Below are 18,613 nucleotides of genomic sequence, written 5' to 3'. Positions count from 1 at the left end.
AAGCTGGGTTACAGCCGTTCGACGGCGCGCCGCAGGCGACGGATCATCGCCGCGTCGCCCGGCTCCACCTCGGCCGCTTCGCCGGCGATCGCCATCAGCCGGATCGCGCCGAAGCTGGCGGCAAGGCCCTTCAGGCGATTGGCGGCGGCACGCCATGCGGCGGCATCCTGCGCGCCCTCGAGCGCGTCGAGCGCGCGGCCGGCGCTTTCCATGAAGGCGAAACGCAGCTCCGCGATCAGTTCGGGCTGGTCGCCCAACGCCGCCGCCAGAGTCGCATCGATTGCACCGGGATCATAAGCCATGTCCGCAGCGATAGCCGCCGAGCACTTAAGGCAAGGTTTCGTACGGAGGTTTCCCCGTGGCAAAAACGTGGTAAACAGATGGTATGAACGGGGGTTCGCACATCATCGACCTGCGCAAGGGCATGGCAACCACGGTCAAGCCGAGCGTCAATTCCGCGGATATCGAAGAGGGCGCCGGCATCGACACCGAGCAGCAGCAATCATCGCCGGAGCCCGACGAGGAGCCGTACGACCTGATCGATCTCGTCCTGCAGGAGCCGAAAAAGCCGCGGAGTTTCGGATGGGTGCTGCCCACGCTCGGCGGCATCGTGTCAGTCGCGTGGATCGCCGGGATGCTGTGGCTTGCGCGCGGCAGCATCGCCGCGGCCGAGCCGATGGCGCTGGCCGGGTTCATCGCCGCATTGTGCGTGCCGCCCGCCCTGATCGGCGTGCTGCTGCTGCTGACGCTGCGCACCAGTCGCGCGGAAGCCGCGCGCTTCGGCACGACCGCGCGCGCAATGCGCGAGGAGGCCGCGTCGCTCGAACGCACCGTCGCGTCGCTTTCGGCCGCGATCGAGGACAATCGCCGCCAGCTTGCCGACCATGCCGTCGCGCTCACCGCGATCGGAGAGAGCAGCAACGCCCGCTTCGGCACGCTCGGTTCGGGCATGGCCGCCGAGATCGCCCGCGCCGAGGAGAATGCGCGCGCCTTCTCCGCCCTGTCGGACAATGCGCGCGGCAATCTCGAAGTGCTGCTGAACGTGCTGCCGCGCGCGGGCGAGCAGACGGTGTCGCTGACCGATGCGCTCAGGCAGGCGTCGGTCACGGTCAGCGAAAGCGCGACGGCGCTCGACGCGCAGCTTACCGCGCTCGCCGACCGGGGCCGCGAGGCCGACACGATCACCGGCGGCGCGGCGCAGAAGCTCGCGGCGCATCTGCTGCGCATGGAGGCGACCAGCGAATCGGCGGGCGCGCGGCTCGAACAGGTGACGGGCGCGATGTCGACCGCCGTCGACGATCTGCTCGGCCGCACCGCCAATGCGGTCGACGAGGCGCGCAAGGGCATCGCGACGCAGGGCGAAGCGATGCTGGCGATGCTCGGCACCAACCAGGCCGCGCTCGACCGCACCGCCAAGGACAGCGTCGAGGCGCTGGCCGGCCGCATCGGTGCGATCGAGGAAATGATCGACCGCGTCGCCGCCAGCCTTTCCGACCAGCACCACGCCTCCAACGATCTGATCTCGACGCTGGGAACGGGGCTCAGCCGCGTGTCGGTCGATTTCGAGCAGTTCCACATGCGCGAGGCGGCACGCGGGCACGAGCTTGCCGTGTCGATGGATGCGCTGCGTGCCTCGGCGGAGACGATGGCCGAGCGCATCAAGGCCGGCGACGTCACCGCGCGCGAGACGATCGAGACGACCGAGCGCCTGCTCGTCGCGCTCGACGCCGCCACGCGCGAGATCGACGAGACCGTGCCGCAGGCGCTGATCCGCATGGACGAGCGGATTGCCGCCAGCCGCCAGGTGGTGATCGATTCGAAGCCCGAGCTGATGGCGCTCGTCTCCGCGGCCGAAAGCACGCACGACGCGATCGAGGCGATCGCGACCGTGATCCACGGCCAGCGCGATCAGGCCGACAAGCTCGCCGTGACGTTGCTCGAGACGCTGGCCGCCAGCAACGACAAGGCGCTGGCGCTCGGCGCGTCGGTCGACGAGACGATCGCACAGAGCCACCGCTTCACCGAGGAGGCCGCGCCGCGCCTGGTCGAGGCGCTGCTGCGTGTCCGCGATACCGCCAGCGCCGCCGCCGACCGCGCGCGCGAGACGCTGGCGTCGGTCATCCCAGACGCGGCCGCAGCGCTGCAGGCGGCGAGCAGCGATGCGTTGAAGCGCGCCACGACGGAAAGTTTCGAGCGCCAGATCGCCGCGATCGGCGAGGCCGCCGAGGGCGCCGCCTCGGTCGCCGAGCGCGTCTCCGCCAAGCTCAGCGCACAGGTTGCGACGATCACGCAGACCAGCGCGATCGTCGAGGCGCGGATCGAACAAGCGCGCAACGAACGCGAGAAGGCCGAAGAGGACAATTTCGCGCGCCGCGTCTCGCTGCTGATCGAGGCGCTCAACTCCGCGTCGATCGACATCGCCAAGACCTTCTCCGCCGAAGTGTCGGACAGTTCGTGGGCCGCGTATCTGCGCGGCGACCGCGGCGTCTTCACGCGCCGTGCAGTGCGGCTGCTCGATTCAGGCGAGGCGCGCGAGATCGCGCGGCTCTACGACGACGACAATGCATTCCGCGAACAGGTCAATCGTTACATCCACGATTTCGAGGCGATGCTGCGCGCGATCCTGGCGCAGCGCGACGGCTCGCCACTCGGCGTAACCTTGCTGTCTTCGGATATGGGCAAGCTCTACGTGGCGCTGGCGCAGGCGATCGAGCGGCTGCGGACTTAGGCTCTGAAATCATGCCGTTCGGGCTGAGCTTGTCGAAGCCCTGCCCTTTCTTCTAGCCAAGAAGTACAGCCCTTCGACAAGCTCAGGGCTAACGGTGTTTTGGTTTGGCCTGATTCAGCCCGCGCGCCGTCCGAAGCCGCCGACGCGGCGCTCCACGATCGGATTGGCTTCGCGCTCCAGCACGCTCAGCGTGCGTTCGAACAGCGGGCGGAGTTCGACCACCAGCTCCAGCGCTTCGTCGGGCGTGTCGCGATTCTCGACCGAATCGCGTGCGATCGTCTCGATCCGCTCCGCCAGCATACCGAGCGGCTCCGCACCGAACTGACGCGACTCGCCCTTTAGCGTGTGCGCGGGAATCACCAGGCCGGCGGCGTTCTGCGCGCGCATGGCCGCTTCGATCGCGGCGACCGATTTGACGCCGTCCTCACGGAAATAGCCGAGGATGCGCACGAAACCGGCGCCGAGTTCGTTGCGCGAGCGTGCGAAAGCCGTCCAGTCGACTAGGCTTCGATCGTCGAGAGACACCGCAATCTCCTCATCCCGGTCACCATGATCGGGATGCTTTCAAGGCAGTTTGTACGCGCGATCGAGTAAAGGATGCGTTGACGAGCTTGCGTATTTGTTTGCGACTTCAGGCTAACTGTCAGCGGTCGAACGGGTTCTTCGGCGCGCGCAAGGTAAGCCGCACCGGAACCGCGCCGAAGCCGAGATCGCGACGGATGCCGTTGATGAGGTATCGCTGGTAACTCATTGGCAATTGGTCGACTCGCGTGCCGAACAGCACGAAGCCGGGCGGCCGCGTCTTGGCCTGCGTCAGGTAGCGCAGCTTGATGCGCTTGCCGCCGGGCGCGGGCGGCGGATTGGCCTCGACCGCGCGTTCGAACCAGCGGTTCAGCTCGCCCGTGCCGACCCGCCTGGACCACGCCTCGCGGGTGTCGAACGCGACCTTCAGCATCGTGTCGATGCCCTTGCCGGTGATCGCCGAGACGGTCAGCACCGGCATGCCCTTGATCTGGCTGAGCCCCTCTTCAAGCGCACCCTTGATGCCGTTGAACAGGCTCGATCCGTTCTCGGCCACATCCCATTTGTTGATGACGACGATCAGCGCGCGGCCCTCCTGCAGCGCGGCGTCGGCGATGCGCAGATCCTGCGACTCGAGCCCGCGCGTTGCATCGAGCAGCAGCACGACGACCTCGGCGAAATCGATCGCGTGCAGCGCGTCGGCGACGGCGAGCTTCTCGAGCTTTTCCTGCACGTTGGCGCGCTTGCGCATGCCGGCGGTGTCGATCAGCCGGACTTTGCGCGCATCGTCGCCGGGCTCGCGGTCCGGGTCGTGCCACATCCAGTCGATCGCGATCGAATCGCGCGTGATGCCCGCTTCCGGCCCGGTGATGAGCCGTTCCTCGCCGAGGATCTTGTTGATCAGCGTCGACTTGCCCGCATTCGGCCGGCCGATGATGGCGAGCTTCAGCGGCGCGTCGGGGCTGTATTCCTCTTCGGGGTCAGCATTGGGGATGTCGGTGCCGTCCGGGTTCTTCTCGGGCTCGATAAAGGGCAGCAGCGCGTCGAACAGCTCGACCAGCCCCTCGCCATGCTCCGCCGACAATTCGACCGGATCGCCGAAGCCGAGCGCCAGCGATTCGAGGATGCCGTCGTTGCCCGCTTTCCCTTCCGCCTTGTTGGCGACGAGCACGATCGGCGTGGTGGAGCCGCGCAGCCACCGCGCGATCTCCTCGTCGAGCGGGACGATGCCGGCGCGCGCGTCGACGAGGAACAGCGCGACATCGGCTTGCGCGACGGCGGCCTCGGTCTGCTGGCGCATGCGGCCGGGCAGCGACGCGGCGTCCTCGTCCTCGTAGCCGGCGGTATCGATGACGCGGAAATCGATGCCGATCAGCGTCGCATCGCCCTCACGCCGGTCGCGCGTGACGCCGGGGGTATCGTCGACGAGCGCGAGCTTCTTGCCGACGAGACGGTTGAACAAGGTCGACTTGCCGACATTGGGACGGCCGATAATCGCGACCACGGGGAGACTGGGCATGATCAGCCCTTACGGCAACTGTGTGCTTTCGTCACCCCAGCGAAAGCTGGGGTCTCTCGAGGCAGGCGCGCGGGCCGTCACAGGGAGATCCCAGCTTTCGCTGAGATGACGAAACGCCCTCACTTGTACGCGACGATATGGCCCTTCTGGTCGAGCACGTAGAGCGTCGACTTGGCGACGATCGGCGGCAGCGTGAAGCTCTGCTTGGCGTTGATCTTCGACAAGACCTTGCCGTCGTCGGGCGATGCCGAGACGATCTGGCCGACCGAATTGGTCAGGATCAGCCGCCCGCCGGCGAGCACCGGGCCGAACCAGCTGATCTGGTTCTTGCGGTTCTCCTTCTTGCCGGGCTTGGGCAGCTTGCGATTGCCCTCGCGATCGTACTTGTCGCTGCGGAAATGCTGGAGCTGGCTGATCCAGCGCACCTTGCCGGTCGCGCGCGCGAGGCAGACGAGGCGCGCGTCGTCGGTCACGACGAACACCCACTCGCCCGCCACCCACGGCGTCGAGATGCCGGCGAAATTCTGTTCCCACAGCCGCGTGCCCGAAGCGATTTCGAGCGCGACGGTGCGGCCGCCCTGCCCGACCGCGAACACCGTGCCGCGATCGATCACGGGATCGGCGTCGATGTCGGCAAGGCTCGACACCGAGGTCGAGATGCTCGAGCGCGACAGCGCGTCGGCCCAGAGCGTGCGGCCGTTCTCGTAACGATAGGCATTGAGCTCGCCCGAGGAGAAGCCCGCAACCACCGTGCCCTGCGCGACGGCGGGTGCCGCGACGCCGAACACGCCCTGCGTCTCGAGGCTGCCCGAGCCCGTCCAGACGACCGATCCATCGGCCTGCGACAACGCGAACAACTGGTTATCCTGGCTCAGCACCAGCACCTGCCCCAGCGCGAGCGTCGGCGCGTTGCGCAGCGGACCGCCCGGCTTGACGCGCCACTTCTCGGCGCCGGTCTTGGCGTCGTAAGCGACGACGTCGCCGAGGCCGTCGGTCGCAAAGACCTGGCCATCCTCATAGCTCACGCCGCCGCCGAAGCGCGCCGCGCGGTTCTTCTTGTTGCTGCCCTTGGCGATATCGGCAGTCCACAGCTTCGCGCCGGTATCGGCGTTGAAGGCGTGAACGGTCGCTTCGACGTCTACGGCAAACAACATGCCGTCGCCGACCACCGGCGTCGCGCCGAGCCGCTGGCGGTTCGATCCGCCGTCGATCGACACGCTCCAGCGCCGCGAAAGCGACGAGCCGAGCGCGACCTGCCCCATCGATTTGGAGGCGCTGCCGCCGGGCTGCGCCCAGGCGTCGTTCTCCGCCGGGGCCGGCAGCAAGACCTGAACCTCGCCGATCGTCTTGTCGGCATTGACCTCGCTTTCGGAGGCGAGGATCGGGATGCGTTCGCCCAGCGTCGGCGTCTTCTTCTTGCCCTTCAGCGCCGCACAACCACTCAGCGCAAAGGACGCCGTCGCCACCGCGAGCAGGATCGCGTTCGATTTCCTCATTTCGCCTTCTTTTCCTCAGCCTGGTCGCCAGTTTTCTCGGGGGCGTCCACACCCAATAGTCCGCTCATCTGAACCGCACGTTGCTTGATCGTGTCGGGTACGTCGTCCCCCTTGGCGATCTGCGAGAACAGCGCGGCGGCCTTGTCGCGCTGGCCGCTTTTCACATAGGCGGCGGCAACGAGCTCGCCGGCGCTGCCGAACCACGGATTGTCCTTCACCGCCAGCCCGCGCAGCCGGTCGATCACGACCTGCGGCTTGAGCGTGTCGAATTCCGCAGACGTCTGACGGACGAGCGCGAGATCGCGGAACGGCTGCGCCACCTTCTGATCGGCGGTGATGGCGGCGAAGATCTTCGCGGCGCCCGCCGTATCGTCCTTCTGCAGCAGCAGATCGGCCTGGGTGAAGCGCGCGACGGCGCTGTAGCCGGGGCCGTCCGACTTGGCGAGATCGGCGAGCGGCTTGGCGGCGGCATCGACCTTCTTCGCGGCGAGGTCGTCGAACGTCTTCGACAGCAGCTCGCCCTCGACGCCCGCAGCGGCCTGGCGCTGGTTCTGATAGATCAGCCAGCCACCGAACGCCGCCAGTGCGAGCACAAGCGCGGCGACGGCGATCCGTCCGTACCGCTTCCACGCGCCGACCATCTGGTCGCGGCGCAGTTCCTCATCGACCTCGCGAAGAAATGCGGCATCGGTATTCGGCGGAACAGCCAACGAGAAACTCCAGTCAAAGCGGGGGGAGGAAGGCACGGACCTTAGCGGGGTCGCTTATATAGGGGAAGCGGTCAATCCTTCGGCAGATAGGTCTGTTCCGGGCCGGGAAATGTCCGGCTGCGCACCTCGCCCGCATAGGTCTCGACCGCGGCGGAAATACGGCCAGCCATGTCGTCATACTTCTTCACGAAGCGCGCGGTGCGCTCGAACAGGCCGAGCATATCCTCGGTGACGAGCACCTGCCCGTCGCACTGCGCGGACGCGCCGATGCCGATGACGGGGCACGACACCTCCCCGGTCAGCGTGCGGGCGAGCGGCTCCATGATCCCCTCCGCGACGATCGCGAAGGCCCCCGCCTGATCGATCGCGCGCGCGTCGCCGATGATCTTGTCATGCTCGGCATTGGTCTTGCCGCGCGCGCCGTAGCCGCCGAGCGCGTTGACCGCCTGCGGGGTGAGGCCGACATGGCCCATCACCGGAATGCCGCGTTCCGACAGGAAGGCGACGGTCGGCGCCATCGCCGCGCCGCCCTCCATCTTCACCGCCGCAGCGCCCGTCTCCGCGAGCAGGCGCGAGGCCGAGGCGAAGGCCTGTTCGGGGCTTGCCTCGTAGCTGCCGAAGGGCATGTCGATGACGACGACCGAATGATAGCTGCCGCGCACCACGGCGGCACCGTGCGCGGACATCAGATCGAGCGTGACCTGCAGCGTCGACGGGAAGCCGTAGATCACTTGGCCCAGGCTGTCGCCGACCAGCAGGATGTCGCAATGCGGATCGAGCAATTGCGCCATGCGCACCGTGTAGGCGGTGAGCATCACAAGCGGCTCCTTGCCCTTGCGGTTGCGGATCGCGGGGACGGTCAGCCGCTTCATCGGCGCGGGCGTCGGGTTGGCGCGGCTGGTCGAGGTGTCGATGGTGAAGGTCGTGGACATGGACGTCCGAATAGCGCGCGGCAAAGGCGGCGGCGAGTCCGATCGTGCTAGCCGATCCAGCGCCGCTTGATCGCATGGCCCGACAGCCAGACTTCCAGCACGCAGATCGCGAAGATGAACACCGGAAAGCCCATTGCGACGCCCACGCCCTTCACCGCGATAAGATCCGTCGCGATGAAGATGAAGCCGAACATCACCACCACGGTGATCAGCGAGACGATGAACAGCCACCGCGCATGTGCCGAGCGTGCCAGCAAGAGCGCGGAGCCGATCAATCCGCTCCATACCGACGCACCGTACAGCCAGGGGAACCAGACGGGGCGGCTCGCCAGCAGGCGCTGATCATAGGCGGGGAGCTTGGCCAGATCGGCCGCGCTCATCGTTACGTCGGCATAGAAAGCGTAGACGCCCATCGCGCCCCACAGCAGCAGCAGCACGCCGATGACGTAGAACCAGATCGGCGGCCGGAGTTTCCCGAACGAGGCCATCGCGCAATCCCCTCGGTTATTATGCGAAGGAACCTGCCCGGTTCATTGCGAAAACGCAATCAGGCGACTTTCACGCCCTTCCAGAAGGCGAAGCGGTCCTTGATCTCGGCGGCGGCGGGCTTGGGATCGGGATAATACCAGGCGGCGTCCGCGTTGCGCTCTCCGCCGACGACGATCGACTTGTAGCTGGCGTCGCCCTTCCACGGGCAATGGCTGTGCGTGTCGCTATCCTCGAACAGCGCGGCATCGATGCTGTCGGCGGGGAAATAGTGATTGCCCTCGACGACGACGGTGTCGTCCGATCGGGCGAGCACCGCCCCGTTCCATGTCGCGGTCGGCATTGCGGCGTCCTTTCAACCAAGTCCTGCCGCAAGATAGGTATCGGGCTTGAAGCCCGCCAGCAGCACGGAGCCGTTTTCGAGGATCGGCCGCTTGATCATCGAGGGCTGCGCCAGCATCAGGTCGATGGCCTTGGCGGGCGTAAGGTCGACCTTGTCGGCGTCGGGCAGCGCGCGGAAGGTCGTGCCGTCGCGGTTGAGCACCGTCTCCCAGCCGAGCTTGTCGACCCAGCGTTCGAGCGAGGCACGATCGATGCCCACGGCCTTATAGTCGTGAAAATCATAGGCCACGCCCTGCGCGTCGAGCCACGTGCGGGCCTTCTTCATCGTGTCGCAGTTCTTGATGCCGTAGATCGTCGTCATCTGCCCCTCATCGTCGCCCCGGCGCAGGCCGGGGCCGCTGTGTTCGTGTCAGGTCGCTCGCCAGTTACTCCAGCGGCCCCGGCCTGCGCCGGGGCGACGGCTAGTTTCCCGCCCCGATCAGTTCCCGCCCGATCAGCATCCGGCGGATCTCGTTCGTCCCCGCGCCGATATCGAGCAGCTTGGCATCGCGCGCGAAACGCTCCACTGGCCAGTCCTTGGTGTAGCCCGCCCCGCCCAGCGCCTGGATTGCCTCCAGCGACACGCGCACGGCATTCTCGCTCGCCAGCAGGATCGCGCCCGCCGCGTCGAAGCGCGTTGTCTTGCCCGCGTCGCAATTGCGCGCGACGGTGTAGATATAGGCCCGCGCCGAATTGAGCGCGACGTACATATCGGCGATCTTGGCCTGCATCAGCTGGAACCCGCCGATCGGCTGGCCGAACTGCTTGCGCTCACGAATGTAGGGCAGCACCACGTCGAGGCAGGCCTGCATGATCCCGGTCTGGATGCCCGCCAGCACCGTCCGCTCGTAATCGAGGCCCGACATCAGCACGCCGACACCGCCGTTGAGCGGGCCCATCACGTTTTCCTCGGGTACCTCGCAGTCAGTGAAGACGAGCTCGGCGGTGGGGCTCCCCCGCATCCCCATCTTGTCGATCTTCTGGCCGATCGCGAAGCCGGGGAAATCCTTCTCGATCAGGAAGGTGGTGATGCCGCGCGATCCGCCACCATCTGTTCCCTGGCCGGTCTTGGCATAGACCACGAGCACGTCGGCATAGGCCGCGTTGGTGATCCAGAACTTCGTGCCGTTGAGGACGTAGCGGTCGCCCTTCTTCTCCGCCTTCAGCTTCATGCCAACGACGTCGCTGCCCGCGCCGCTTTCGGACATGGCGAGGCTGCCGACATGCTCGCCCGAGATCAGCTTCGGCAGATAGCGCGCCTTCTGCTCGGCATTGGCCCAGCGCGCGATCTGGTTGACGCACAGGTTCGAATGCGCGCCGTAGCTCAGCCCCACCGAGGCGGATGCGCGCGACACTTCCTCGACCGCGACGACATGCTCCAGATACCCGAGCCCGAGCCCGCCGTCCGCCTCCGGCACCGTCACGCCGTGCAGCCCGAGCGCGCCCATCTCCGGCCACAGGTCACGCGGGAACCAGTCCTCCGCGTCGATCTTCGCGGCGAGCGGCGCGATGCGATCGGTCGCGAAGCGCTGCGTCGTGTCGCGGATCATCTCCGCCGTCTCGCCGAGCGCGAAATCCAGTTCGGGCGTCATGTCTATCCTCACCAAAGCCCGACCGTTAGCAGGCGCGCGGACGGCGCGAAACCGTCGCTACGGCGAACTTGGGTTCGCCGTAGCGATCAGGCCGCGACCGGCTCCTTCTCCACACCGCCCTCTGCCTTCACACGTGCGAACATGGCGTGGATCTGCGCCACCACCGCCGCGCCCTCGCCGACCGCCGCCGCGACGCGCTTGGTCGATTCCGCACGCACGTCGCCGATCGCGAAGACGCCGGGGATGCTCGTCTCCAGCGGCAGATCGGACTTGCCCGTCACGATGAAACCCTTGTCGTCGGTATCGACGCAATCCTGCAGCCAGGTGGTGTTCGGGTCGGCGCCGATGAACAGGAACAGATGGCGCGAATCGCACGATTTGACCTCGCCGGTCTTGCGATCGCGGAAGGTCGCGCCGCACAGGCCGCCCGCCGCGTCGCGCTTCAGCCCGCAGATTTCCTTGCCGACATGCAGTTCGACATTGGGCAAGGCCGCGATCCGGTCGATCAGATAGCGCGACATCGTCTCCTCCAGCGGGCGACGAACGACGACGTTCACCTCCTTCGCCCTGCTCGCGAGGAACACGATCGCTTGCCCGGCGGAATTGCCGCCGCCGACCAGCGCGACCTTCTCGTTCTCGCACAATTTCGCCTCGATCGGCGACGCCCAGTAAGAAATGCCCGCGCCTTCGAACTGATCGAGATCGGCGATATCGGGCCGGCGATAGCGCGCGCCGCTGGCGATGATCACCGCGCGCGCCCGCACGCGCCCGTCGGCCAGCTCCAGCACGAGCGGATCGCCCGGCACGTGATCGGGCGGGCAATCGAAGCCGTGGACGCCGAGCGGAATGGCGATCTCCGCGCCGAACTTCAGCGCCTGGCTGAAGGCGCGGCCCGCCAGCGCCTGGCCGGAAATGCCGGTCGGGAAACCGAGGTAATTCTCGATCCGCGCCGATGCGCCCGCCTGCCCGCCGATCGCGCGTTCGTCGAGCACCAGCACCGACAGCCCTTCGGAGGCAGCGTAGACCGCCGCCGCCAGCCCGGCCGGCCCCGCACCCACGACCGCGACGTCGTAAACCTTGTCGGGGTCGAGCTGCGGCATCATGCCGAGGCAGATCGACACTTCGGCGGTGGTCGGGCGTTTCAGGATCGTGCCGTTGGGACAGACCATCAGCGGCAATTCCTCGGGCAGCACACCGCTCCGCTCGATCAGCGCCTTGCCCTCCTCATCGGACGCCGCGTCGAGCACGAGGTGCGGATAGCCGCTGCGCGCGAGGAAGCCCTGCAGCCTGGTGACCTCCGGGCTGTTCGGCGCGCCGATGATGATCGACCCCGCACCGCCTTCCTCGATCAAGCCGACGCGGCGGAGGATAAGCGCGCGCATCACCGTCTCGCCGATATCGGCCGATCCAACCATCAGCGCACGCAGATGCGCGGCATCGAAGGGGAGCGCGGTGCAGCCGTCCGCGCCAGCACTGCCGCCCGCTATCGACGGCCGCCCGGATAGCTGATTTACTTCGCCGCTGAACTGCCCGACGTGATGCTCCGTCACGGCCGCATCGTGATTGAGCCCGTCGCGGCGGATCACCGCGATCGATCCTTCGAGAACCAGCCACGCGGGTGCCCCGACATCACCGATGCCGAAGATCGTCGCGCCGGGTTCGAACGCCTGCGCCTCACCGCTGGCGAAGCGCCGCGCGACGTCGATCTGCGGGCCGGTCAACACCGGGAACATCTGGTCGCGGCGTTGGTCGAGATTGCTCATCGATCTGATCCTGCTGGTGCGGAAGCGCGATCGTTCCACGTCCGCCCGCTGGCGTCAAACCGCCAGAACAGGTCCGTTCCGACAGATCAGTAAGGAAAATGGTGGAGCCGTGGGGGATCGAACCCCAGACCTCTGCAATGCCATCGCAGCGCTCTCCCAGCTGAGCTACGGCCCCATGTCGCAGGCTGGTAGCTCCTGCGAAGGCGACGCCCCTAAACGGGCGGCGAGACTTTGGCAAGCGGTGCGGGCACCGCTTGCCAAGGAAATTTCAACTCTAGATCAATGGTCGTCGTCGTTGGTCGGCGCTTCCACGCCGAGATCGTCGTCACCGCCGAGATCGACCTCGTCGTCCGGCGACGGCTCCTCGTCCTCGCCGATATCCAGCGTCTCGTCGTCACCGGCGAGATCGTCGTCCTTCTTCGCCTCGTCGGGCTTGGCGGATTCGAACGGCAGAGGCTGCTTCGACTTCAGGATCGGCTCCGGCTCCCAGGTCGACCCGCATTCGATGCAGGTGACGGGATCGTCCTTGCCGAGATCGTAGAAGCGCGTTGCGCATTTCGGGCACGAGCGTTTCGTGCCCCATTCCGGCTTGATCATGTGCCGCTTAGACCTTTCAAATCTTCGGATGTCATTTTGGGGTTGCCCCGCAAAGTGGCGCGCGCCTTGCCATAGCGCAAGGGCACTGTCAAAAGCCGCGGCCCCCAAGGAACGCATATGCCGCACCCCCTTCCCTCCCCCCGCGAGATCACCGCATCCGGCCCGCTCAAGGGCCGCGTGACGGTGCCCGGCGACAAGTCGATCAGCCACCGCTCGCTGATGCTCTCGGCACTCGCGGTGGGCGAAAGCCGAATCTCCTGGCTGCTGGAGGGCGAGGATGTGCTCGCCACCGCCGCCGCGATGCGCAGCATGGGGGCGGACATAGAACGCGGCGCGGATGGCGTGTGGCGCGTTCACGGCGTCGGCGTGGGCGGGCTGCTCCAGCCGCAAGCGGCGCTGGAGATGGGCAATTCGGGCACCTCCACGCGGCTGCTGATGGGCCTGATCGCCAGCCACGGCATCACCGCGACCTTCACCGGAGACGCATCGCTGTCCAAGCGGCCGATGGGCCGGGTGATCGAGCCGCTTTCCAAGATGGGCGCGGAGTTCACCGCTTCGCCCGGCGGTCGCCTGCCGCTGATGCTGCGCGGGATCAATCCGGCGGTGCCGATCGCATACACGCTGCCGGTCGCCTCGGCGCAGGTGAAGTCGGCGGTGCTGCTGGCGGGGCTCAACACGCCGGGGATCACGCGCGTGATCGAGCCGGTCGCCACGCGCGACCATAGCGAACGGATGCTGCGCGGCTTCGGCGCGGAGCTGACGGTCGAGGAGTCGCCCGCGGGCAAGATCATCTCGATCCGGGGCGAGGCGGAGCTGAAGCCGCAGGAGATCGTCGTGCCCGGCGATCCCTCCTCCGCCGCCTTCCTCGTGGTCGCGGCGACGATCGTGCCGGGGTCCGATATCGTGGTCGAGAATGTCGGGCTCAATCCGACGCGGGCGGGCATCTTCACCGCGCTGCGACTGATGGGCGCGAGCATCGAGGAAGTGAACCCTCGCGAGGTCGGCGGCGAGCCGGTCGCGGACCTGCGCGTGCGCCACGCCAGCCTCACCGCGATCGAGGTGCCGGGCGAGCTCGCGCCGAGCATGATCGACGAATATCCCGCGCTGTTCGTCGCCGCCGCCTTCGCGCATGGCCGGACGGTGGCGCGCGGCGCGCACGAGCTGCGCGTCAAGGAATCGGACCGGATCGCGGCGATGGCGGCGGCGCTGGGCGCGTGCGGGGTCGAGACCGAGGAGTTCGAGGACGGCCTCGCGGTGCTGGGCCGAGGCGGCGATCCGATCGCGGGGGGCGCGACCATCGCCACGCACCTCGACCACCGCGTCGCGATGAGCCTGGCGGTGGCGGCGCTCAACGCGAAGGCCCCGGTCACGCTCGACGACGCATCGCCGGTCGCGACCAGCTACCCCGCCTTTTTCGACCAGCTCGCGCAGTTGCAGGCATGATCGGTTCGCAGACCGCCGACGTGATCGGCTTCGTCGGCAGCGTGCTGATCCTCGGCGGCTATGGCTGGCAGACGCTGCGCGGGATTGCGCCCAATCTGGCCCTCAACACGCTGAATTTCCTCGGTGCATCGTTGCTCGCGCTGTCGCTTGTCGTAAACTATAACCTGCCGGCGCTCGCCCTGGAGACGATCTGGGCGGCGATCGCGTTACTGGGGGTGATACGCAAATTGGTGGCTACGCGATGATCATTGCCGTCGATGGGCCTGCCGCTTCGGGAAAGGGCACGATCGCGCGTGCGCTCGCGAAGCATTACGGCCTGCCCTATCTCGATACCGGGCTGCTGTACCGCGCGGTCGCGGCGAACGTGCTGCGCGAGGGGCTCGACCCTGCGATCGAGGCGGATGCGGTGGCGGCGTCGAACTTCGACGACGAGCTGCTCGCCGATCCCGTGCTTCGCACCGACGAGAGCGGCAAGACCGCCTCGATCGTCTCGGCGCATCCGCTGGTGCGCGCAGCGCTGCTGCAGCGCCAGCGGCGCTTCGCGCGGGCGGAGGGTGGCGCGGTGCTCGACGGGCGCGATATCGGCACCGTAATCGCGCCGGATGCCGACGCCAAGCTGTTCGTGAAGGCGACGCCGACGATCCGCGCCAAGCGCCGCCACGCCGAATTGCAGGCGAGCGGATCGACCGTCAGCCTCGACAAGGTGCTCGCCGATATCCGCGCGCGCGACCTGCGCGACATGACGCGGAGCGAGGCACCGCTGGTGGCGGCGAGCGACGCGGCGACGCTCGACACCAGCTTCCTGTCGATCGAGGCGGCGCTGAAACGCGCGATCGAGCTGGTCGACCGGCAGGTGAAGCTGAAGGCGGAACGCGACGCGGGGTGAGCGCGCGTTAAAGTGATAGTTCGCTTGACAGATTGACACCTGAATCGAAAATGTAATCCCCGATCGTTTCCGAAATTGCACCAATCGGACGCGGAACGTCACACTGATCGCGCTACCCGGACGGGGTTGCGATGCCGATCTGGCAACTGCGGAAAAGCGGTTAAGGCGCATGGGACGAATAATCGCAGATCGCGCCGGTGTAGGACAGCACGCATCTCAAAATGGGCGGCGTTGCGGCGCACGAACGATTGTGCGATTAACCCTATATTCCCGCGCGTCCGACGCTCGCGTGAGGAGAGAGGGGCTGCGTCGCGGGGGCATCGCACATGAAGGTTTCGGGCTTGGTTGCGGCTGTGGCCGCGATGGTGCTGGCACCGGCTGCGGCGCATGCGCAGGCGAGCTTCTACACCGACGTCAACGCCTATCAGGCGGCGGTGACCGGTAACACGACGACGATCATCACCGTGCCCAGCTCGACGCAGGGCACGACCTACAATTACAATACTCTGTCGATCAGCGACCCAGGCGGCATCCAGACCACCGGGAACCCGACCGGAGACTATCCGGGCGGCCCCAATTACATCACGCTGTTCGATGCGCCGTCCGCGAACACGCTGGCGACGGTGTCGCTGACCGGCGGGAGCTATCGCGGCGGGGGCTTTTACTTCGGCAATGTCGGCGGCTTCACGTCGGGCACGATCACCGTCAATGGCACGAGCTCCAGCTTCTCGATGGCCGACAACGGCACCGGCAGCTATGGCCCCACCTTCGTCGGCTTCACGTCGTCCAGCCCGATCACGTCGTTCACGCTCGCGATGGACGGGTTCCCGGACTACGGCATCGACATGGTCGGCAGCTATCAGCTCGCGACCGGCCTCGCTTCGACCGCGCCCGAGCCGGCGACCTGGGCGATGATGATCGGCGGGTTCGGCTTCATCGGCGGAATGCTGCGGCGGCGCCGGCGTGAGGACATCGCCGCCCTCGCCTGACGCCTGCGCGAGCCCTTGGCGGGCTTGCTATTTTCCAGTCTCGGAGCTATGGCCCGCGCGTCCGGCGAGCTGGTGCTCGCGGAGGAAGGCGCGGAGGATATCCTCACGCGCCCTTTTCGCTTTAAGACCCCTGGTCTCTTGGCGTCTTGCCTCCGCTTCCTCGCGCGCCCGGATGCCGCGACGGCATGGGGCCTTCGCGGCACATCGGCTTGAAGACCGCCGGATACAACCGGCCGGCCGGAAATGTGATTAGGAACAAGACTTTATGGCCACATCGGCATCCCCCACCCGCGACGATTTCGCGGCTCTGCTTGAACAGACGCTCGGCGGCGCAGACAGCTTCGAAGGCCGCGTCGTCAAGGGCACCGTCACCGGCATCGAGAACGATCTCGCCGTGATCGACGTCGGCCTGAAGAGCGAAGGCCGCGTGCCGCTGCGCGAATTCGCCGCTCCCGGCCAGAAGGCCGATCTCAAGGTCGGTGACGAAGTCGAAGTGTTCGTCGACCGCGTCGAGAACGTCCACGGCGAAGCGATGCTGTCGCGCGACCGCGCCCGCCGCGAAGCCGCATGGGACACGCTCGAGGCAGAGTTCGCCAAGACCGCGCGCGTCGAGGGCGTCATCTTCGGTCGCGTCAAGGGCGGCTTCACGGTCGACCTGAACGGCGCCGTCGCGTTCCTGCCGGGCTCGCAGGTCGATATCCGTCCGGTGCGTGACGTCACGCCGCTGATGGACATCCCCCAGCCCTTCCAGATCCTGAAGATGGACCGCAAGCGCGGCAACATCGTCGTCTCGCGCCGCGCGATCCTCGAGGAAACCCGCGCCGAGCAGCGTTCGGGCCTGATCCTGAGCCTCGCCGAGGGCCAGATCATCGACGGCGTCGTCAAGAACATCACCGATTACGGTGCGTTCGTCGACCTCGGCGGTATCGACGGCCTGCTGCACGTCACCGATCTCAGCTACAAGCGCGTCGGCCATCCGAGCGAAGTCCTGAACATCGGCGACACCGTCCGCGTCCAGATCATCCGCATCAACAAGGACACGCAGCGCATCTCGCTCGGCATGAAGCAGCTCGAGAGCGATCCGTGGGACGGCGCCGCCGCCAAGTATCCGGTCGGCGCGAAGCTGTCGGGCCGCGTCACGAACATCACCGAATATGGTGCGTTCGTCGAGCTGGAAGCGGGCATCGAGGGCCTCGTCCACGTGTCCGAAATGTCGTGGACCAAGAAGAACGTCCATCCGGGCAAGATCGTCTCGACCTCGCAGGAAGTCGATGTCGTCGTGCTGGAGGTCGATCCCGACAAGCGCCGCATCTCGCTCGGCCTCAAGCAGGCGCAGGCCAATCCGTGGGAGGCCTTCCTGGAGGCGCACCCGGTCGGCTCGACCGTCGAGGGCGAAGTCAAGAACGCGACCGAATTCGGCCTGTTCATCGGCCTCGACAACGATGTCGACGGCATGGTCCATATGTCGGATATCGCCTGGGGCGTATCGGGCGAGGACGCGCTCAACCTGCACCGCAAGGGCGAGGTCGTTCAGGCGATCGTGCTCGATATCGATGCCGAGAAGGAGCGTATCTCGCTGGGCATGAAGCAGCTCGAGCGTGGCGCACCGGCAGCAGGCGGCGCGGCTTCGGCGTCGTCGGGCGGCGGTTCGTCGGCGGGCGGCCTGAACAAGAACCAGATCGTCACGGTCACCGTGCTTGAAGTCCGCGACGCGGGCCTCGAAGTGCAGGTCGGCGACGACGGCGCGACGGGCTTCATCAAGCGCACCGATCTCGGCCGCGACCGCGACGAGCAGCGCCCGGAGCGGTTCCAGACCGGCCAGAAGTTCGATGCGATGGTGACCGGCTTCGACCGTTCGAAGAAGCCGACCTTCTCGATCAAGGCGATGCAGATCTCCGAAGAGAAGCAGGCGGTTGCGCAGTACGGGTCGTCCGACTCGGGCGCGTCGCTGGGCGACATCCTCGGCGAGGCGCTCAAGGCTCGCAACGAGAAGAAGTGACCTGTTTGGCGGGCGGTCGGTAGTTCCGACCGCCCGTTTCGGGACTTTCCCGCGGTAATGGATCACTCTCGGGCTTTCAGGTCCGTAACAATTGATATAGAGCAACTCGTCCAGACACGCGGATTCGTGGCAAGGCCGGGGGGCGTTGCGGGAACGAAAACCGCGGTAAGCGGGGAAGAAGACGCAATGATCCGTTCGGAGCTTGTCCAGTTACTGGCCGACGAAAACCCGGACCTCGCACTTCGCGACATCGAAGCGATCGTCACCAGTTTCTTTGACGAGATATCGAAACGACTTGCCTCGGGCGGCCGCGTAGAGTTGCGCGGCTTCGGCGCCTTCTCCACACGCGCACGCGACGCCCGCACCGGCCGCAACCCGCGCACCGGCGAACTGGTCGACGTTTCGGCCAAGCGCGTGCCGTATTTCAAGCCCGGCAAGGAAATGCGGCTGAGGCTGAACGTCTGAGGCGAAGGCGGCTTTGGCTAAGCTCGCTTAGCCAAAGACTCGCCGAAGGCACGGCCGGCCTCGCGGAAGCGAGGACCGACGACCCGGCTTTGCCGGGTCGCCTCC

At 66.9% G+C, this 18,613-nt stretch carries 19 protein-coding genes and 1 tRNA gene; 7 read left to right on the top strand and 13 right to left on the bottom strand.

Translation table 11 applies throughout. The annotated features are described in order from the left end of the window. Nucleotides 1-8: 8 nt before the first annotated feature. Nucleotides 9-302 (bottom strand): Hpt domain-containing protein, encoded by a 294-nt coding sequence (locus Q5H94_RS02280; protein ID WP_304559558.1) that lies wholly within the window; start codon nt 300-302, stop codon nt 9-11. An 83-nt stretch (nt 303-385) separates the two neighbouring features. On the opposite strand from Q5H94_RS02280, the gene Q5H94_RS02275 reads away from it, so the two are divergent. Then, complete coding sequence (locus tag Q5H94_RS02275) at nt 386-2,728, top strand: coiled-coil domain-containing protein (RefSeq protein WP_304559557.1); 2,343 nt, start codon at nt 386-388, stop codon at nt 2,726-2,728. Nucleotides 2,729-2,842: 114 nt separating this feature from the next. Here Q5H94_RS02275 and Q5H94_RS02270 read toward each other — a convergent pair whose 3' ends face one another. The 12 genes from Q5H94_RS02270 to Q5H94_RS02215 all read right to left on the bottom strand — a co-directional run bounded on the left by Q5H94_RS02270 (nt 2,843) and on the right by Q5H94_RS02215 (nt 12,726). Then, nucleotides 2,843-3,259, bottom strand: a complete 417-nt coding sequence (locus Q5H94_RS02270; RefSeq protein WP_431312130.1) for an Hpt domain-containing protein — start codon at nt 3,257-3,259, stop codon at nt 2,843-2,845. Nucleotides 3,260-3,371: 112 nt separating this feature from the next. Continuing rightward, on the bottom strand, nt 3,372-4,769 hold the full coding sequence (der, locus tag Q5H94_RS02265) for a ribosome biogenesis GTPase Der (RefSeq protein WP_304559554.1): 1,398 nt from the start codon (nt 4,767-4,769) through the stop codon (nt 3,372-3,374). Between the two features lie 119 nt (nt 4,770-4,888). Then, nucleotides 4,889-6,265 carry a PQQ-like beta-propeller repeat protein gene (locus tag Q5H94_RS02260; protein WP_304559551.1) on the bottom strand — a complete coding sequence of 459 codons (1,377 nt, stop codon included), beginning with the start codon at nt 6,263-6,265 and terminating at the stop codon, nt 4,889-4,891. Beyond that, nucleotides 6,262-6,975: a tetratricopeptide repeat protein gene (locus tag Q5H94_RS02255; protein WP_304559550.1), complete on the bottom strand. Its 714-nt coding sequence runs from the start codon at nt 6,973-6,975 to the stop codon at nt 6,262-6,264. The genes Q5H94_RS02260 and Q5H94_RS02255 overlap by 4 nt, the downstream gene beginning before the upstream one ends. 71 nt (nt 6,976-7,046) lie before the next feature. Further along, nucleotides 7,047-7,907: a 3-methyl-2-oxobutanoate hydroxymethyltransferase gene (gene panB / locus Q5H94_RS02250; RefSeq protein ID WP_304559549.1), complete on the bottom strand. Its 861-nt coding sequence runs from the start codon at nt 7,905-7,907 to the stop codon at nt 7,047-7,049. A gap of 47 nt (nt 7,908-7,954) precedes the next feature. After that, nucleotides 7,955-8,395 carry a hypothetical protein gene (locus Q5H94_RS02245; protein ID WP_304559548.1) on the bottom strand — a complete coding sequence of 147 codons (441 nt, stop codon included), beginning with the start codon at nt 8,393-8,395 and terminating at the stop codon, nt 7,955-7,957. Nucleotides 8,396-8,454: 59 nt separating this feature from the next. After that, nucleotides 8,455-8,736: a DUF427 domain-containing protein gene (locus Q5H94_RS02240; RefSeq protein ID WP_304559546.1), complete on the bottom strand. Its 282-nt coding sequence runs from the start codon at nt 8,734-8,736 to the stop codon at nt 8,455-8,457. 12 nt (nt 8,737-8,748) lie between these two features. Next, entirely contained in the window at nt 8,749-9,096 is a 348-nt protein-coding gene (locus Q5H94_RS02235) for an ArsC family reductase (RefSeq protein ID WP_304559544.1), read from the bottom strand. A gap of 100 nt (nt 9,097-9,196) precedes the next feature. Then, nucleotides 9,197-10,366 carry an isovaleryl-CoA dehydrogenase gene (locus Q5H94_RS02230; protein ID WP_304559542.1) on the bottom strand — a complete coding sequence of 390 codons (1,170 nt, stop codon included), beginning with the start codon at nt 10,364-10,366 and terminating at the stop codon, nt 9,197-9,199. A gap of 86 nt (nt 10,367-10,452) precedes the next feature. Next, nucleotides 10,453-12,129 carry an FAD-dependent oxidoreductase gene (locus Q5H94_RS02225; RefSeq protein WP_304559540.1) on the bottom strand — a complete coding sequence of 559 codons (1,677 nt, stop codon included), beginning with the start codon at nt 12,127-12,129 and terminating at the stop codon, nt 10,453-10,455. Between the two features lie 99 nt (nt 12,130-12,228). Beyond that, nucleotides 12,229-12,304: transfer RNA gene (locus Q5H94_RS02220), tRNA-Ala, on the bottom strand. Between the two features lie 104 nt (nt 12,305-12,408). Further along, a complete protein-coding gene (locus Q5H94_RS02215; RefSeq protein ID WP_304559538.1) occupies nt 12,409-12,726 on the bottom strand; it encodes a TIGR02300 family protein in 318 nt (105 codons plus the stop codon). Between the two features lie 117 nt (nt 12,727-12,843). On the opposite strand from Q5H94_RS02215, the gene aroA reads away from it, so the two are divergent. From aroA to Q5H94_RS02185, 6 genes are all read left to right on the top strand, one after another. Continuing rightward, nucleotides 12,844-14,169 carry a 3-phosphoshikimate 1-carboxyvinyltransferase gene (aroA, locus tag Q5H94_RS02210; RefSeq protein WP_304559536.1) on the top strand — a complete coding sequence of 442 codons (1,326 nt, stop codon included), beginning with the start codon at nt 12,844-12,846 and terminating at the stop codon, nt 14,167-14,169. Continuing rightward, nucleotides 14,166-14,414 (top strand): CBU_0592 family membrane protein, encoded by a 249-nt coding sequence (locus Q5H94_RS02205; RefSeq protein ID WP_304559534.1) that lies wholly within the window; start codon nt 14,166-14,168, stop codon nt 14,412-14,414. The genes aroA and Q5H94_RS02205 overlap by 4 nt, the downstream gene beginning before the upstream one ends. Further along, a complete protein-coding gene (gene cmk, locus Q5H94_RS02200) occupies nt 14,411-15,055 on the top strand; it encodes a (d)CMP kinase (RefSeq protein ID WP_304559532.1) in 645 nt (214 codons plus the stop codon). The genes Q5H94_RS02205 and cmk overlap by 4 nt, the downstream gene beginning before the upstream one ends. A gap of 326 nt (nt 15,056-15,381) precedes the next feature. Continuing rightward, nucleotides 15,382-16,044, top strand: a complete 663-nt coding sequence (locus tag Q5H94_RS02195) for a PEPxxWA-CTERM sorting domain-containing protein (RefSeq protein ID WP_304559530.1) — start codon at nt 15,382-15,384, stop codon at nt 16,042-16,044. A 265-nt stretch (nt 16,045-16,309) separates the two neighbouring features. Further along, nucleotides 16,310-18,043 carry a 30S ribosomal protein S1 gene (gene rpsA / locus Q5H94_RS02190; protein ID WP_304559529.1) on the top strand — a complete coding sequence of 578 codons (1,734 nt, stop codon included), beginning with the start codon at nt 16,310-16,312 and terminating at the stop codon, nt 18,041-18,043. A 186-nt stretch (nt 18,044-18,229) separates the two neighbouring features. After that, nucleotides 18,230-18,508 carry an integration host factor subunit beta gene (locus tag Q5H94_RS02185; protein ID WP_304559528.1) on the top strand — a complete coding sequence of 93 codons (279 nt, stop codon included), beginning with the start codon at nt 18,230-18,232 and terminating at the stop codon, nt 18,506-18,508. The last annotated feature ends 105 nt before the right edge of the window (nt 18,509-18,613 follow it).

The organism is Sphingomonas immobilis (assembly GCF_030580995.1).
GTDB classification, from domain to species: Bacteria; Pseudomonadota; Alphaproteobacteria; order Sphingomonadales; family Sphingomonadaceae; genus Sphingomonas; species Sphingomonas immobilis.
The sequence above is the reverse complement of the archived record's forward strand: the minus strand, read 5'-3'. Positions and strand labels throughout refer to the sequence as shown.

Coding starts and splice junctions, on each gene's coding strand:
- panB (WP_304559549.1), bottom strand. CDS start 7,907: ATGTCCACGACCTTCACCATCGACACCTCGACCAGCCGCGCCAACCCG.
- Q5H94_RS02230 (WP_304559542.1), bottom strand. CDS start 10,366: ATGACGCCCGAACTGGATTTCGCGCTCGGCGAGACGGCGGAGATGATC.
- rpsA (WP_304559529.1), top strand. CDS start 16,310: ATGGCCACATCGGCATCCCCCACCCGCGACGATTTCGCGGCTCTGCTT.
- Q5H94_RS02275 (WP_304559557.1), top strand. CDS start 386: ATGAACGGGGGTTCGCACATCATCGACCTGCGCAAGGGCATGGCAACC.
- Q5H94_RS02245 (WP_304559548.1), bottom strand. CDS start 8,395: ATGGCCTCGTTCGGGAAACTCCGGCCGCCGATCTGGTTCTACGTCATC.
- cmk (WP_304559532.1), top strand. CDS start 14,411: ATGATCATTGCCGTCGATGGGCCTGCCGCTTCGGGAAAGGGCACGATC.
- Q5H94_RS02195 (WP_304559530.1), top strand. CDS start 15,382: ATGAAGGTTTCGGGCTTGGTTGCGGCTGTGGCCGCGATGGTGCTGGCA.
- Q5H94_RS02260 (WP_304559551.1), bottom strand. CDS start 6,265: ATGAGGAAATCGAACGCGATCCTGCTCGCGGTGGCGACGGCGTCCTTT.
- der (WP_304559554.1), bottom strand. CDS start 4,769: ATGCCCAGTCTCCCCGTGGTCGCGATTATCGGCCGTCCCAATGTCGGC.
- Q5H94_RS02240 (WP_304559546.1), bottom strand. CDS start 8,736: ATGCCGACCGCGACATGGAACGGGGCGGTGCTCGCCCGATCGGACGAC.
- Q5H94_RS02225 (WP_304559540.1), bottom strand. CDS start 12,129: ATGAGCAATCTCGACCAACGCCGCGACCAGATGTTCCCGGTGTTGACC.
- Q5H94_RS02205 (WP_304559534.1), top strand. CDS start 14,166: ATGATCGGTTCGCAGACCGCCGACGTGATCGGCTTCGTCGGCAGCGTG.
- Q5H94_RS02280 (WP_304559558.1), bottom strand. CDS start 302: ATGGCTTATGATCCCGGTGCAATCGATGCGACTCTGGCGGCGGCGTTG.
- aroA (WP_304559536.1), top strand. CDS start 12,844: ATGCCGCACCCCCTTCCCTCCCCCCGCGAGATCACCGCATCCGGCCCG.
- Q5H94_RS02185 (WP_304559528.1), top strand. CDS start 18,230: ATGATCCGTTCGGAGCTTGTCCAGTTACTGGCCGACGAAAACCCGGAC.
- Q5H94_RS02215 (WP_304559538.1), bottom strand. CDS start 12,726: ATGATCAAGCCGGAATGGGGCACGAAACGCTCGTGCCCGAAATGCGCA.
- Q5H94_RS02235 (WP_304559544.1), bottom strand. CDS start 9,096: ATGACGACGATCTACGGCATCAAGAACTGCGACACGATGAAGAAGGCC.